This window comes from Actinoplanes octamycinicus, assembly GCF_014205225.1.
In the GTDB taxonomy this organism is placed as follows: domain Bacteria; phylum Actinomycetota; class Actinomycetes; order Mycobacteriales; family Micromonosporaceae; genus Actinoplanes; species Actinoplanes octamycinicus.
The window spans coordinates 8061236-8076355 of the sequence record NZ_JACHNB010000001.1 but is presented as its reverse complement, the minus strand read 5'-3'; the positions used below and the strand labels follow the sequence as shown (position 1 = coordinate 8076355).

Annotated in this window: 10 protein-coding genes; 7 read left to right on the top strand and 3 right to left on the bottom strand. The window is 69.7% G+C overall.

Going from position 1 to position 15120, the window contains the following annotated elements; translation table 11 throughout:
* Positions 1-163: 163 nt before the first annotated feature.
* Positions 164-502: an ArsR/SmtB family transcription factor gene (locus tag BJY16_RS36525; protein ID WP_185044115.1), complete on the bottom strand. Its 339-nt coding sequence runs from the start codon at positions 500-502 to the stop codon at positions 164-166.
* Between the two features lie 450 nt (positions 503-952).
* Between BJY16_RS36525 and BJY16_RS36520 the strand changes: the two genes are divergently transcribed.
* From BJY16_RS36520 to BJY16_RS36510, 3 genes are all read left to right on the top strand, one after another.
* Positions 953-1303: an STAS domain-containing protein gene (locus tag BJY16_RS36520; protein ID WP_185044114.1), complete on the top strand. Its 351-nt coding sequence runs from the start codon at positions 953-955 to the stop codon at positions 1301-1303.
* 88 nt (positions 1304-1391) lie between these two features.
* Positions 1392-2480: an MEDS domain-containing protein gene (locus BJY16_RS36515; protein ID WP_185044113.1), complete on the top strand. Its 1089-nt coding sequence runs from the start codon at positions 1392-1394 to the stop codon at positions 2478-2480.
* A gap of 178 nt (positions 2481-2658) precedes the next feature.
* Positions 2659-3216, top strand: coding sequence for a hypothetical protein (locus BJY16_RS36510; protein WP_185044112.1), 558 nt, complete (start codon positions 2659-2661; stop codon positions 3214-3216).
* Here the strand turns inward: BJY16_RS36510 and BJY16_RS36505 are convergent.
* Positions 3204-4199 (bottom strand): zinc-dependent alcohol dehydrogenase, encoded by a 996-nt coding sequence (locus BJY16_RS36505; RefSeq protein ID WP_185044111.1) that lies wholly within the window; start codon positions 4197-4199, stop codon positions 3204-3206. The genes BJY16_RS36510 and BJY16_RS36505 overlap by 13 nt on opposite strands.
* Before the next feature lie 48 nt (positions 4200-4247).
* Here BJY16_RS36505 and BJY16_RS36500 point away from each other — a divergent pair, with 48 nt between their 5' ends.
* From BJY16_RS36500 to BJY16_RS36485, 4 genes are all read left to right on the top strand, one after another.
* Positions 4248-5288 carry an aldose epimerase family protein gene (locus tag BJY16_RS36500; protein WP_185044110.1) on the top strand — a complete coding sequence of 347 codons (1041 nt, stop codon included), beginning with the start codon at positions 4248-4250 and terminating at the stop codon, positions 5286-5288.
* 176 nt (positions 5289-5464) lie between these two features.
* Positions 5465-9976, top strand: coding sequence for a HAMP domain-containing hybrid sensor histidine kinase/response regulator (locus BJY16_RS36495; RefSeq protein WP_185046834.1), 4512 nt, complete (start codon positions 5465-5467; stop codon positions 9974-9976).
* Between the two features lie 236 nt (positions 9977-10212).
* The gene (locus BJY16_RS36490) at positions 10213-11202 is read left to right on the top strand and encodes a chemotaxis protein CheB (protein WP_185044109.1); all 990 of its coding nucleotides are present in this window, start codon (positions 10213-10215) and stop codon (positions 11200-11202) included.
* Positions 11203-11275: 73 nt separating this feature from the next.
* Entirely contained in the window at positions 11276-13141 is a 1866-nt protein-coding gene (locus BJY16_RS36485) for a CheR family methyltransferase (RefSeq protein ID WP_185044108.1), read from the top strand.
* Between the two features lie 27 nt (positions 13142-13168).
* Here the strand turns inward: BJY16_RS36485 and BJY16_RS36480 are convergent, their stop codons facing one another.
* Positions 13169-15028 (bottom strand): CheR family methyltransferase, encoded by a 1860-nt coding sequence (locus BJY16_RS36480; RefSeq protein WP_185044107.1) that lies wholly within the window; start codon positions 15026-15028, stop codon positions 13169-13171.
* Positions 15029-15120: the final 92 nt, after the last annotated feature.

Below are 15120 nucleotides of genomic sequence, written 5' to 3'. Positions count from 1 at the left end.
CACGCGCTCCACCCGAGCCGCAGTCTCCGGTGCGGTGGCGACAACGCCACGCTGAATGGAAACGATGAGGGCGTATGACGGAGGAACGGTTCGATGAGAAGCGCCTGCTGCAGGCATTGTCGATCTACGTGGGCCAGCCCGGGGCGCTGGGTCTCTGGCGCGGCTAGCTGGAGTCCTGATGGGCCTGCAATTGGGCAAGCAGACCGCCGCGGTCGGTGAGAACCTCGGCCAGGATGTTGCGGCCGGCGGCGAGCAGATCCGCGACGGCGGGCGTGCTCAACGCGTACATGACCTGGCCACCGTCGCGGAACGAGACGACGATGCCGGCTCGGCGCAGTACCGCGAGCTGCTGCGACAGACTGGACGGCTCGATGTCGATCTCGTCGATGAGGTGGCGGACCGGCCGGGGGCCGGACTGGAGCAGTTCCAGCACGCGGATACGCACCGGATGTCCGAGGGTCCGGAACATCTCGGCTTTCGCTTGGTACAGCGGCACCGTCACAAGAAGTCCCTCACCATGGCTTGAGTCACGACATTGTCGGCTCCTACAGCCGCTGAGCAGCGCAGTATCGCAGCGTGCGTCCAACATACACGGCGAAATCCGGAAGATCAGATCGATAGCCCGGGCGACCGACGACGCTCAACATGACAATGATGTTTCGAACGATGGTATTGTTTCTCAGCTGCAAAAGTTTTCAAGTGCGCGGACGCTCAAGCATCCGGCTTCAATAGATGCGTCTTGCAGCATCTGATGCTCGGTCCGTCGCATTGAGCCCGCTGCACGCCCTCACGCCGACTACTCCTGGGGGGTAGGAGATGGCAGAACTGACCGCAGCGCTCACCGATGCCGCACCGACCGATGCAGCCCCGGTCGCCGGGACCAGCTGTTCCTGCATGGCCATTCCACGGCGGCCCGCGCGCGGCGTCGGCAGGAGAGGCGGCCAGGATCGCCGTGCGTAAGGATGCCTCCCACCACTGGCGCGCCGACAGCAGAGGAACCCTGGCAGGCGCGGTCACACGAACGGACAGCCAGCAGCTGGTCGTCACCCTCGACGGCGAGATCGACATGGCCAACGCCCGAAACCTGGCACGCTGGCTGACGACCCTCCTTGGAGGGACCACCGCTGCGACGCTCGTCATCGACGCAGAGCGAGTGACCTTCTGTGACGCTGCCGGCGTTCGCGAGCTGCTGGCAGTAGAACAGGCCGCGGCCCGCAGCGGCCTCAGCTGCACGCTGCGCAACCCTCACCGCAGCGTCAAACAGGTGCTGCGCATGCTCGGCGTCGAAAGCCTTCTCACATAGCCGGCCCCTGAACCCTGCAGCACTGGTCCAGCTCGGGGCCCTGGCCAAGGGCGCGAACAGGACCGTTCGGGTGCTGTGCTCCACGCAGGTGGCGCTGACGTTGCACCTGTGCAATACGCCGGATATACCAGGGACAAGAGTTGAATTCCCGGCATTCCCGCAGGCGGTGACGAGGGGAGGATCGTTGACCGCGACGTTGGACGGGACCCGCCGTGACGGTCCCCGGCACACCGCGCTGGTGGTCGAGTCCGACACGACCATCGACGACTCGCTGGTACCGCACCTGTACCGGCAGATCGATGCGGGGCGGGCGGTGCTGGTGGCCGTCAGTTCCGGTACCGAACGCCGGGTGCGCGACCGGATGGGCGCCGCGGCCGACATGGTGCAGTGGGTCCCGTCGCTGACCCGCAGTACCCGCCTCGGCGTCGCCATCTCGCATCTGGCCAGCGTGATGCAGGACCGGCATGCCAGGAGGCAGCCGCTCTACCTGGTCAGTGAGCCGGACCCGACCCTCGACGGCACGCCGGTGCCCGACCGTCTCACCGCCCTGATCGGGTACGAGGCTGCCGCCAACGACACCGTCACCGAAGCCACCTGCTCGCGGACCTGTGTGTGGGACGCCCGCCGGTATCCCGCCGAGATCATCGACGCCATCTACGAAACGCATGACCACGAGCTGACGCCGCTGGGCGAGGTGCCGAACCCCCGTTTCGTCGATCCGGCCGACTACCTGATCCGGCGCGGCCAGCAGCCGCTGACGCCGTTGCCCGCACAGGTAGACCTCGACACCCGGCTGACCTCGAAGAACCAGCTCCGTCTCAGCCGTGCGGACCTGCGAGCCTGGGCGCACAGCTACGGATTCGACGCCCCAGCCCACGCCCAGCTGGTGCTGGCCTGCTCGGAAGTGATCAGCAACGGGTTCCGACACGGCGCCCCACCGGTCCGGGTCCGCGCGTGGGCCCGCGACCACAGCCTGATCGTGCAGGTCGACGACGCGGGATGCCGGCCGATCCCCGGCGACGCCGGATACCGGTCCCCGGTCAGCGTGCAAGACCCGATGGGTCTCTGGGTGGCCCGGCAAGCGGCGGACTCCGTGCTCACCCGGACCACGACCGATGCCACCAGCGTCCGGCTGTACTTCCCGCTGCAATTGATGGGGCTACCGCCAACGGCGTGACGGCTGCTGGCGTACCAGGCGCCCAGCAACCATCACCTGCTCGGTCGGTGGCCCGTGTGCGCCGCCTGATCGTGGTCCTGCTGATCGAGGACGCCAGGACTGCCATGACCGACCAGCGCGATGTAGCGCCTGGGGCCTATCTTTCGAGGGCACAACGCCCCGCCCTCCCGGAGAAGACATGAGCCGCAGGCTTGCTCTCGTACCGATACTGTTCCTGCTGTTTGTCGCCGCCTGCGACAGCAAGGGCAGCGCGACCACAGGCGCCCCTGCCACCGCGCCCACCGCGACCGAAGCGGCGCCGGTCACCTCCGCCGCGCCGGTCAGCACGTCGGCCAAGCCCAGCTCGAAATCCACCAAGGCGCAGCAGTCCGGCTCCACCGATCCGGCGACCGGCCACCAGTACGCGCTGCTGCGCTCCGGCGACGCCGGCACCCGGCAGATCACCTACGACCTCGTCGAGTGGTACGAGGGCAAGCAAGCCGTCAAGGCCTGCGCCGAGGACGGCGAGACCGAGCAGGACAACGACTACTGCACCGGCTACTACCTGCGGAACAACAACAAGAAGCTGCGCACCGTCCCGGTCGCCGCCGACTCGCTGATCGCCGAGTTCAAGGGCAGCGGGCTGACCAAGGTGAGCCTCGCGACCTTCCTCAAGGACGTTCCGGAGGACAGCACCATCCAGTTCTGGATCAAGGACGGCCAGGTCGTCCGGTTGGAGCAGATCTACCTGCCCTGACCGAGCCGCGGGTCGACGTGGAACTTCGGGCCGGGACCGGCGCCCGGCGGCCGCTTCCCGGCCAGCACGCCGACGATCTCCTCCAGGCTGACCGTGGCCGCGACCAGCGGCCGCGGGTCGGCCTTTCCTTCCGCGTACGCCGTGATCGCCCCGCCCAGCCCCGCCGACGCGCCGAGCAGCCCGACCGTCGTCACGTCCTTCAGCACGATCTCCCGGGTGTCCACCAGGCTCGGCGTCCCGGCCAGCCCGATGTAGACCACCGTCCGCCCCGGCTCGACCAGGTCGACCGCGAGCTTCGGGATCCCGGCCCCGTTGGTCGCGTCGATCACTCCGTCCCAGGGGAGGTCCGGCAGCGTCGCCCGGGTCCACACCGACTCGGCGGGCTGCTCGCCCAGCAGGTGCACCTCGGCGCCGTGCGCCCGGCCGAACATCGCGGCCAGCAGCCCGATCGTCCCGGTCCCGATGATCAGCAGCCGTTCGCCGGGCGCGACGGCCGCCGCCCGGACCGCCCGCAGCGCGTTCCCGCCCGGCTCGACCAGCGCCCCGAGCGTGGCGTCCACCGAGCCGGGCAGCTCGTGCAGATAGGCGGCCGGGAAGGCGAGCCGCTCGGCGAGCGCCCCCGGCAGCCCGTCCCGGCAGCCCAGCTCGTGCCGGGCCGGGCAGACGTGGTGCCGCCCGGCCCGGCAGCGGGCGCACTCCCCGCAACCGATCATGGTGTCGCCGGTGACCCGCCGCCCGACCCAGCCGGGGTCCACCCCGGGCCCGGCCGCGACGACCGTCCCGGCCCACTCGTGCCCGGGCCGCAGCGGATAGGACGCCACCCCGGTGTGCAGGTAGCTCATCTCCCCGGTGAATAGCTCCACGTCGGTGCCGCACACCCCGACCCGCTCCACCTCGACGACCACGTGCCCCGGTCCGGCCTGCGGCTCCGGCACGTCCCGCACCTCGGCTCGGCCGGGCCCGGTGAAAACCAGCGCTCGCATGCGGGGACCTCCGTTGTCAGCGTTCCGGGCCCAGCGTAGAACTGGATCATGACGAGTATCGACAGCACTCCGTTCGGCGCACTGCCCGACGGCACCGGGATCGAGAAGTGGACGCTGACCGCCGCGGACGGAGCGGCGGTGTCGATCCTCACCTGGGGCGCGACCATCCAGTCGGTGCTGGTCCCGGACCGCGACGGCGTTCTCGGCAACGTGACGCTCGGCTTCGCCGACCTGGCCGGCTACCTGGACCCGGCGAACCCGTATTTCGGCTCGACCATCGGCCGCTACGGCAACCGGATCGCCGGCGGGACGTTCACCCTGGACGGGGAGACGTTCAAGATCACGGCGAACGAGGGGGAGACCGCGCTGCACGGCGGCGCGCGGGGCTTCGACAAGCGGGTCTGGTCGGCCGCCGAACACGACGGCGGGGTCCGGATGAGCTACACGTCGCCGGACGGCGAGGAGGGTTTCCCGGGCGCCGTCGAGACCACGGTGACCTTCACCTTCGACGACCAGCACCGGCTGCGGATCGACTACCGGGCGACCACCGACCGGGCCACCGTGGTCAACCTGACCAACCACGCCTACTGGAATCTGTCCGGCGAGGGCACCGGCACGATCAACGACCACCTGCTGCGGATCAACGCCGCGCACTACCTGCCGGTCGACGCCACGCTGATCCCGACCGGCACCGTCGCGCCGGTCGCCGGCACCCCGTTCGACTTCCGCGACCCGCAGCCGATCGGCGCCCGCCTGCGCGACCCGGACCCGCAGCTCGCCTTCGGTCTCGGCTACGACCACAACTACGTGCTGTCCGGCCCGGACGCCGCAGTGGCCGACGACCTGCGCTCCGGGCGCCGGCTCACCGTCGAGACCACCGAGCCGGGCCTGCAGTTCTACTCCGGCAACTTCCTGGACGGCCGGCTCCGCGGCGTCTCCGGCCGCCAGTACCGGCAGGGCGACGCCTTCGCCCTGGAGACCCAGCACTTCCCGGACAGCCCCAACCAGCCCGCCTTCCCGTCCACCGTCCTGCGCCCCGGCGACGTCTACACCTCCACCACCACCCACACGTTCTCCACCTTCGCCTGACGGCAACCCCGGCGGACCGTTTCCGGTACGGGAGCGGTCCGTCCCCCGCAGGCGCGAACGTCGGTACGGCCACCGACGGGGATCAGTGCATACTTACCGCCGATCATCGTGCTTGGCCTGGGCGCGGTGGGGAATCGGCGAGCGGTGGAGATCTTCCTGTGGACGACGACGTGACCATGCACGAACCGGCGGCCGGTGCGGTGGCCGGTGCGGCGGTGGCCGACCGTGACCTGCGGCAACTGCTGGCCGGTCTGACCGCGGTGCGCGACGGCGACTTCGGTACCCGGCTGCCGGACGACGGTGAGGGATTGCTCGGCGAGATCGCGACCGTCTTCAACGGCATGGTCGATCAGCTGTCGCTGTTCACCTCCGAGGTGACCCGGGTGGCCCGCGAGGTGGGCACCGAGGGCCAGCTCGGCGGGCAGGCCGAGGTGCCGGGTGTCTCCGGCACCTGGAAGGACCTGACCGACTCGGTGAACGCGATGGCCGGCAACCTCACCGACCAGGTCCGCGACATCGCGCAGGTGGCCACCGCGGTGGCCCGCGGCGACCTGTCGCAGAAGATCACCGTGGATGTGCGCGGCGAGATCCTGGAGCTGAAGAACACCATCAACACCATGGTCGACGAGCTGTCGTCGTTCGCCGACGAGGTGACCCGGGTGGCCCGCGAGGTGGGCAGCGAGGGCCGGCTGGGCGGGCAGGCCGAGGTGCCCGGGGTGGCCGGCACCTGGCGGGACCTGACCGACTCGGTGAACTTCATGGCCGGCAACCTGACCAACCAGGTGCGCAACATCGCCCAGGTGACCACGGCGGTGGCCCGCGGCGACCTGTCGCAGAAGATCACCGTCGACGCCCGCGGCGAGATCCTGGAGCTGAAGAGCACCATCAACACGATGGTCGATCAGCTGTCCAGCTTCGCCGACGAGGTGACCCGGGTGGCCCGGGAGGTCGGCACCGACGGCCGGCTGGGCGGGCAGGCCCAGGTAAGCGGGGTCGCCGGCACCTGGCGGGACCTGACCGACTCGGTGAACTCGATGGCCGGCAACCTGACCGACCAGGTGCGCAGCATCGCGCAGGTGGCCACCGCGGTGGCCCGGGGCGACCTGTCGCAGAAGATCACGGTGACCGCCCGGGGCGAGATCCTGGAGCTGAAGAACACCATCAACACGATGGTGGACCAGCTGTCCAGCTTCGCCGACGAGGTGACCCGGGTGGCCCGCGAGGTGGGCACCGAGGGCCGGCTCGGCGGGCAGGCGGACGTCAAGGGCGTCTCCGGCACCTGGAAGGACCTCACCGAGTCGGTGAACGTCATGGGTGACAACCTGACCGCCCAGGTGCGCAGCATCGCCGAGGTGACCACCGCGGTCGCCCGCGGTGACCTGACCCAGAAGATCCGGGTGGACGCGCGCGGCGAGATCGCCGAGCTGAAGGAGACCATCAACACGATGGTCGACCAGCTGTCCGCGTTCGCCGACGAGGTGACCCGGGTGGCCCGCGAGGTGGGCACCGAGGGCCGGCTCGGCGGTCAGGCCCGGGTCCTCAACGTCGGCGGCACCTGGAAGGACCTGACCGACAACGTCAACGTGATGGCCTCCAACCTGACCAACCAGGTGCGCTCGATCGCGCTGGTGGCCACCGCGGTGGCGCAGGGCGACCTGAGCCGCAAGATCACCGTCGAGGCCAAGGGCGAGGTCGCCGTCCTGGCGCAGACGATCAACACGATGGTGGACACGCTCAGCGCGTTCGCCGACGAGGTGACCCGGGTGGCCCGCGAGGTGGGCACCGAGGGCCGGCTCGGCGGTCAGGCCCGGGTGCCGAACGTCGCCGGCACCTGGAAGGACCTGACCGACAACGTCAACTCGATGGCGAACAACCTCACCGGCCAGGTGCGCAACATCGCCCAGGTGACCACCGCGGTGGCGCAGGGTGACCTGACCAAGAAGATCGACGTCGACGCGCGCGGCGAGATCCTGGAGCTCAAGACCACCATCAACACCATGGTCGACCAGCTGTCCAGCTTCGCCGCCGAGGTCACCCGGGTGGCCCGGGAGGTCGGCAGCGAGGGCCGCCTCGGCGGCCAGGCCGAGGTCGAGGGCGTTTCCGGTACGTGGAAGCGGCTCACCGAGAACGTCAACGAGCTGGCCGGGAACCTCACCCGGCAGGTCCGGGCGATCGCCGAGGTCACCAGTGCGGTCGCCACCGGTGACCTGACCCGCTCGATCACCGTGGACGCCTCCGGTGAGGTCGCCGAGCTCAAGGACAACATCAACTTCATGGTGGAGTCGCTGCGCGAGACCACCCGGGCCAACCAGGAACAGGACTGGCTGAAGACCAACCTGGCCCGGATCTCGTCGCTGATGCAGGGCCACCGTGACCTCGAGGTGGTCGCCTCGCTGGTGATGAACGAGCTGGTCCCGCTGGTCGGCGCGCAGCTGGGCACCTTCCTGCTGGTGGAGGACACCGGCGCGGGCGCCGACCTGCGGGTGGTCGGCACCTACGGGCACAACGGCTCCGGCCAGCGGTACGCCCTCGGCGAGTCCCTGGTCGGCCAGGCCGCCGTGGCGAAACGCCGGATCGTGGTCGACGAGATGCCGCCCGGGTACTTCACCGTCTCGTCCAGCCTCGGCTCGCTCGCCCCGATGCAGGTGGTCGTGGTGCCGATCCTGGTCGAGGACCAGGCGCTGGGCGTCATCGAGCTGGCCGGCATGACGCCGTTCACCCAGGTGCACCACGACTTCCTGGACCAGCTGATGGAGACCATCGGCGTCAACGTGAACACGATGGTGGCCAACGCCCGTACCGATGTGCTGCTCACCGAGTCGCAGCGGCTCGCCGCCGAGCTGCAGGCCCGCTCCGAGGAGCTGCAGGCCCGGTCGGAGGAGTTGCAGCGCTCGAACGCCGAGCTGGAGGACAAGGCGTCGCTGCTGGCCCGGCAGAACCGCGACATCGAGACGAAGAACTCGGAGATCGAGCAGGCCCGCCAGGAGCTCGAGGCCCGCGCCCAGCAGCTCGCGCTGGCCTCGAAGTACAAGTCCGAGTTCCTCGCCAACATGAGCCACGAGCTGCGTACCCCGCTGAACTCGCTGTTGATCCTCGCTCAGCTGCTGGCGCAGAACCCGAACCGGAACCTGACCCCCAAGCAGGTCGAGTACGCCACCGTGATCCACTCGGCCGGCACCGACCTGCTCCAGCTGATCAACGACATCCTGGACCTGTCCAAGGTCGAGGCCGGCAAGATGGACATCACCCCGGAGGAGTTCGAGCTGCGCCACCTGCTCGGCTACGTCGAGGCGACGTTCCGCCCGCTGACCACGTCGCGCGGCCTGGACTTCGAGGTGTCCACCGCGGCCGACGTGCCGGCCGGGCTGTTCACCGACGAGCAGCGGCTGCGCCAGGTGCTGCGCAACCTGCTCTCCAACGCGGTCAAGTTCACCGAGGAGGGCGGGGTCCGGCTGCGCATCGACCTGGCCCGGCCCGAGGAGCTCTCGCCAGCGCTGGCCGGGCACGAGACGGTGATCGCGTTCCGGGTGACCGACACCGGCATCGGCATCGCCGAGCAGCAGCTCACCGCGATCTTCGACGCGTTCCAGCAGGCCGACGGCACCACCAGCCGCCGCTACGGCGGCACCGGGCTGGGCCTGTCGATCAGCCGGGAGATCGCCTGGCTGCTCGGCGGCGAGATCAACGCGCAGAGTGCGCTCGGGCAGGGCAGCACCTTCACCCTCTACATGCCGGTCCAGCAGGCCACCGGGCCGGGCGTGGTGGCGACGCCGCCGGTGCGGCCGGAACTCGTGGTGCCGCTGCCGCCGGCCGGACCGGCCGCGCCGCGCCGGCTGCTGGTCGTGGAGAGCCAGGCGGAGGGCCTGCTCACGCTGATCGCGCGGGGCGCCGCGGCCTCGGTGTCCGAGACGCACGGGGCGATCGACGTGGCGACCGCGATCACCCCGGACGCCGCGATCGGTGAGCTGCGCGCCCAGCCCTTCCACGCGGTGGTGCTCGACCTGGCCATGCCGGGCGACAACGGCGCGAACTTCCTCAAGGCGCTGCACGACGAGGCGGACCTGCGCGACCTGCCGGTGCTGGTGTACCGCAGCCAGCACGCGCCGCTGGGCAACGACACGCTGCTGCAGGCGCTGGCGCAGACCCGGCCGCTGGAGCCGCTGGCCAGCCTGGACGAGCTGCGCGAGCGGATCACCCTGCACCTGTCGACCGAGGCCGGGCACCCGGTGATGCCGCCGCCGATGCCGATCGACACGATGGCCGGCGTCTCCGGCCTGGCGCAGGACCTGGCCGGCCGCAAGGTGCTGGTGGTCGACGACGACGCCCGCAACGTGTTCGCCCTGACCAACATCCTGGAGCTGCACGGGATGGAGGTGGTCTACGCGGAGAACGGCCGCAAGGGCATCGACGTGCTCGCCCAGCACGACGACATCGACCTGATCCTGATGGACGTGATGATGCCGGAGATGGACGGCTACGCGGCCACCGCGGCGATCCGAGCCATGCCGAAGTACGCGAACCTGCCGATCATCGCGGTCACCGCCAAGGCGATGCACGGCGACCGGGAGAAGAGCATCTCGTCGGGCGCCAGCGACTACGTCACCAAACCGGTCGACGCGGAGGACCTGCTCGCCTGCATCGAGCGCTGGCTCAGCCAAAGCACCTCGCCGGACCAGGCGGCTCGGTGAGCATCGCGGAGCGCATCGATCGTGGCTGCCCGCCGGCCGGTGTTCCGGCCTTCGGGCCGGCCGGGATACGGTGATGGGGGCCTGAGCCGCAGGACCTCTCACTACCGGCGCGTTGACACCACACCGCCTGGAGGCGGCCCGGATCCGGGGTTCGACCGATGCACCGAAGGGGCGCACGAGGTGGGGCGGAAGGAAGCGGCTCACGCACGTTCGGTAACGACTGCTGGCAGCCGGCGATGACCAACCGGGATCTGATCGTGGTGGGAGCCTCGGCCGGCGGGGTCGAGGCACTCCGGGCTCTGGTCGCCGGCCTGCCCGCGGGCCTTCCGGCGGCCGTCCTGGTGGTGTTGCACGTGCCCCGGGGTGCTCCCAGCGCACTGCCGCAGATTCTGGCCCGGTCGGGACGGTTGCCGGCGGCGGCCGCGGTCGACGGTGAGGTGCTGACCGCGGGACGGATCTATGTGGCGCCCGCCGATCTGCATCTGATGGTCATCGACGGCCGGGTCAGGCTGAGTCACGGGCCGGCCGAGAACGGCCACCGCCCGGCGGTCGACCCGCTGTTCCGGTCCGCCGTGCGGGCGCTGGGCGACCGGGTGGTCGCGGTGGTGCTGTCCGGCAGCGGTGACGACGGAGCGGCCGGCGCCGAGGTGGTGGCCGCGGCGGGCGGTCTGGTGGTCGTCCAGGACCCGGCTGAGGCGCTGCACCCCTCGATGCCGCGGGCCGCGTTGACCCGGGTGCCGTCCGCGCTGGTCAAGGCCGCGGCGGGGCTTGGTGAGCTGCTGGCGCAACTCACCAAGGAGGAGGTTGCCGGTCTCGCCGCGCCGGTTGATCCGTTGCTCGTCGGCGAGGTGGCGATCGAGGCGTTCGACGAGGTGAGCACCGATCAGCTACCGGTGTCCCCGTCCGGGTTCGGGTGTCCGAGTTGTGGCGGCGCCCTCTTCACGCTGGGGGAGACGCCGGTCCCGCGGTTCCGGTGCCGGATCGGCCATGCCTGGTCGCCGGAGAGTCTGCTCGATGAGCAGGCGGTGGCCACCGAGAGCGCATTGTGGCTGGCGCTGCGCGCGTTGGAGGAGCGGGCCGAGCTCGGCCGGCGGATGGCCGGAAGTGCCGGGGGGCGAGTCTCCGGCCGGTTCGAGCAGATGACCGACGACGCGGAGAAGGCCCGGGTGCTGATCCGCGCGCTGCTCGACCAACTCGCCCGATCCAACGCGATCCAGCAGGAATGACGCGGTGGCGCGACGGTCGCCGTCCGGCGCTGCGATAGCGTGATCGGCGGCGATCGGGAAGGACGAGCGGGAGATGGACCAGGTGGTGGATCATGAGTTCGAGGCGCTCCTGACGTACCTGAAGGAGGCTCGGGGTTTCGACTTCACCGGGTACAAACGGTCGAGCCTGAGCCGCCGGGTCGACCGGCGGATGGCACAGATCTCCGTCGCCGGGTACGGCGACTATCTCGATCATCTCCAGGTGCATCCGGAAGAGTTCACCACGCTGTTCAACACCATCCTGATCAATGTGACCTCGTTCTTCCGGGATCCTGAGGCGTGGGAATTCCTGCGCAGCGACGTGCTGCTCCCGCTGATCGCGGCCAAGCCCGACGGCAGCCCGATCCGGGTCTGGAGCGCCGGGTGCGCCTCCGGCCAGGAGGCCTACACCCTGGCCATGATGCTGGGTGAGATGCTCGGGCCCGAGCAGTTCCGTGAGCGGGTCAAGATCTATGCCACCGACGTGGACGAGGAGCAGCTCGGCGAGGCCCGGCACGCGACCTACGGCGCTCGCGAGGTGGAGAGTGTTCCGGCCGGATTGCTGGAGCGCTACTTCGAACAGGTCGGCGACCGGTACGTGTTCCGCAAGGACATGCGCCGTTCGATCATCTTCGGCCGCAACGACCTCGTGCAGGACGCTCCGATCTCTCGGGTCGATCTGCTGACCTGCCGCAACACCCTGATGTACTTCAACGCCGAGACGCAGGCGCGCATCCTCGGCAGGTTCCACTTCGCGCTGGCCGACGGAGGTGCGCTCTTTCTCGGCAAGGCCGAGATGCTGCTCAGCCATGGCAACCTGTTCCTGCCGACCGACCTGAAGCGGCGGATCTTCCGCAAGGTCACGGCCCGGCCGATGGTGACCTCCGGCCCGCGCTATGCCGATCAGCCGTCCGCGCCCACGGCCGAGGCGCTGGTCGGGCTGGACCGGTTGCGTAACGCCGCCCTGATCGCCGGTCCCGCGGCGCAGATCGTGGTGACCGCGGACGGGCTCGTCGCGCTCAGCAACCAGCAGGCCGAGGCGCTGTTCGGGGTGTCACCCCGGGATGTCGGACGGCCGTTCCGCGACCTGGACGTCTCCTACCAGCCGGTGGAACTGCGCCGCTACATCGAACAGGCCCAGGTGGAGCGGCGGGCGGTGGACGTTCCGGAGGTCGAGTGGCGCCGCCCGGCGAGCGAGACGCGGTATCTCGACATTCAGGTCAGCCCGCTGGTCGACGGGGATGCCGGGCTGCTCGGCGTCTCGCTGGTCTTCCACGACATCAGCGCGGCCAAACAGTTGCGGGCCGACCTGGAGCGCGCGAACCGGGAGCTGGAGTCGGCGTACGAGGAGCTGCAGTCCACCAACGAGGAACTGGAGACCACCAACGAGGAGCTGCAGTCCACCGTCGAGGAGCTGGAGACCACCAATGAGGAGCTCCAGTCGACCAACGAGGAACTGGAGACGATGAACGAGGAGCTCCAGTCGACCAACGACGAGCTGCAGAGCATCAACGAACAACTGCACCACAGCAGCGCCGAGCTGGACGGGGCGAACGCCTTCCTGGACGCGATCCTGTCCGGGCTGCGCGCCGGCATCGCGGTGGTCGACCCGGACCTGCGGGTGCGGGTCTGGAACCGGCAGGCCGAAGAGTTGTGGGGCCTCCGAGCCGCGGAAACCGTCGACCAGCACCTGCTCAACCTGGACATCGGGTTGCCGGTCGACCACGTCCGGCCGCTGATCCGTCGCTCGCTCGGCGGCGAGACCGATGTCGAGGAGATCCAGCTGCAAGCGGTCAACCGGCGCGGCCGCTCGATCACGGCGCGGGTCGGATGCAGCCCGCTGCGGGACGCCGCCGGTGTGCCCACCGGGTGCATCATCGTGATGGAGGCGATGCCCGCAGCCGGTACCGCGCCGGTCTGAACGCAGCCGCCGCGGCGCTCCACCCGGTCAAACGGCGTCAGTGGTCATGACCATGATGGCTCCGTCGGGTGTCGGGGTGTGGTCGGCCAGGGGCACGCAGACCACCTGCAACTTGACCGTATGACCGCGCCGGTTGATGGCCTCCACCGTCATCTGCTCACGGGTGGATTCACCCGACAGGACCGAGCGGAGCAGGGGTCGCAGGCCATCGGTGGGCAGACCCATGTCCAGGTTGAGCAGATGCTCACCGAGGGCCTCCTCCTCACGCAGGCCCCACAGGTCCTCGGCGTTGCGGTTCCACGCCTGTATCTGAAGGTCCGAGTCGACGACGGCCACCCCGGCCGGCAGGCTGGCCAGCAGAACGTGCTGGAACGTCCTGCTGCGGTGCAGTTCGGCGGTACGATCCCGCAGGGCGCTGTTGAGCGTCTGCAGTTCGTCGTTGGTCGACTGCAGTTCCTCGTTGGTGGTCTCCAGCTCCTCGTTGGTCGACTGCAACTCCTCGTTGGTGGTCTCCAACTCCTCGACGCTGGATTGCAGTTCTTCGTTGGTGGTCTCCAGCTCCTCGTTGGTCGACTGCAACTCCTCGTACGCCGTCTCGGCCTGCCGGGTGGTCAGGTCCAGCTTGCTTCTGAGCCGCCCCGCCTCGGTGCGGTCCTGGAAGACCAGGGCGACGCCGAGGAGACCGGCGTCGGCGCCGCTCAGCGGGTTCACGTCCACCCGCAGCACGGTCGTCTCCGCTTCCAGCCCCGGGCGAACGAACTCCACGTCGGGGACGCGTACCGTGCGCCGCTCCACCTGCGCCTGGTCGATGTAACCGCGCAGCTCCACCGGCCGGTAGGACAGTTCCAGGTCGCGGAACGGCCGGCCGACGTCGCGGGTGGACACACCGAGCAGCGTCTCGGCCCGCCGGTTCGTCAAGGCCACCACACCGTCGACGGTCACCACCACCTGTGCTACCGGGCACGTCGCGAACGCCTCGTCCCGCAGCCGGTCCAGGCCGAGCAGCTCGGTGCCGTCGGCCCACAGTGTCCCGGCCGCCGCCGGCCGCGCCGCCGCCGGTGCGGCGCGTGGTGCCGATACCGGCGCCTTGCGGAAGATGCGTCGCTTCAAATCGACCGACGTGAACATGTCGCCCCGGCTGAGCAGCATCTCCGCCTTGCCGAGGAAGAGCACTCCGCCGTCGGCGAGCGCGAAGTGCAGCCGGGACAGGATCCGCGACTGAGCCTCGGCGTTGAAATACATCAACGCGTTGCGGCAGGTCAAGATGTCGACCCGGGAGATCGGCGCGTCCTGGATCAAGTCGTTCCGCCCGAAGATCAATGACCGGCGCAGGTCCTTGCGGAACACGTGCCGCCCGCCGGTCGACTCGAAGTGCCGCTGCACCAGGTGCGCCGGGAGTCCCGCGATCTGACGGTCCGTATAGGTCGCCAGCCGCGCCTCGGCCAGCGCCTCCTCGTCCACATCGGTGGCATAGATCTTGACCCGCCGCCGGAACTGATCCACGCCGATCAGTTCGGCGAGCAGGATCGCGATCGTGTACGCCTCCTCGCCCGACGCGCATCCGGCGCTCCAGACCCGGATCGGCGCATCCGGGTCCTTCTCGGCCAGCAGCGCCGGGACGACGTGCTCACTCAGGTAGGCCCACGCCTCCGGGTCACGAAAGAAGCTCGTCACGTTGATCAGAATGGTGTTGAACAGGGCGGTGAACTCGTCCGGGTGAACCTGCAGGTGGTCGAGGTAGTCGCCGTAGCCGTGCGCGTCGACCTGGGCCATGCGCCGCGCGACCCGGCGCATCAGACTGGCGCGTTTGTAATCGGTGAAGTCGAAACCGCGGCTCTCCTTGAGGTACGCCAACAGCGCCTCGAACTGGGGGTCCTCCGACGTCACCTGAACCTCCGAGGTCACTGTCCTGCCTTCGTCGTCACCGTACCGGCAGGGGCGGCTCCGTCGGCCCCGCCGGCCGCGCGTCGCTCAGTGTC

What these genes read in the sequence shown, in the direction of transcription:
- BJY16_RS36495 (WP_185046834.1), top strand. Translation starts at nt 5,465, where the DNA reads ATGCACGAACCGGCGGCCGGTGCGGTGGCCGGTGCGGCGGTGGCCGAC.
- BJY16_RS36505 (WP_185044111.1), bottom strand. Translation starts at nt 4,199, where the DNA reads ATGCGAGCGCTGGTTTTCACCGGGCCCGGCCGAGCCGAGGTGCGGGAC.
- BJY16_RS36490 (WP_185044109.1), top strand. Translation starts at nt 10,213, where the DNA reads ATGACCAACCGGGATCTGATCGTGGTGGGAGCCTCGGCCGGCGGGGTC.
- BJY16_RS36485 (WP_185044108.1), top strand. Translation starts at nt 11,276, where the DNA reads ATGGACCAGGTGGTGGATCATGAGTTCGAGGCGCTCCTGACGTACCTG.
- BJY16_RS36510 (WP_185044112.1), top strand. Translation starts at nt 2,659, where the DNA reads ATGAGCCGCAGGCTTGCTCTCGTACCGATACTGTTCCTGCTGTTTGTC.
- BJY16_RS36500 (WP_185044110.1), top strand. Translation starts at nt 4,248, where the DNA reads ATGACGAGTATCGACAGCACTCCGTTCGGCGCACTGCCCGACGGCACC.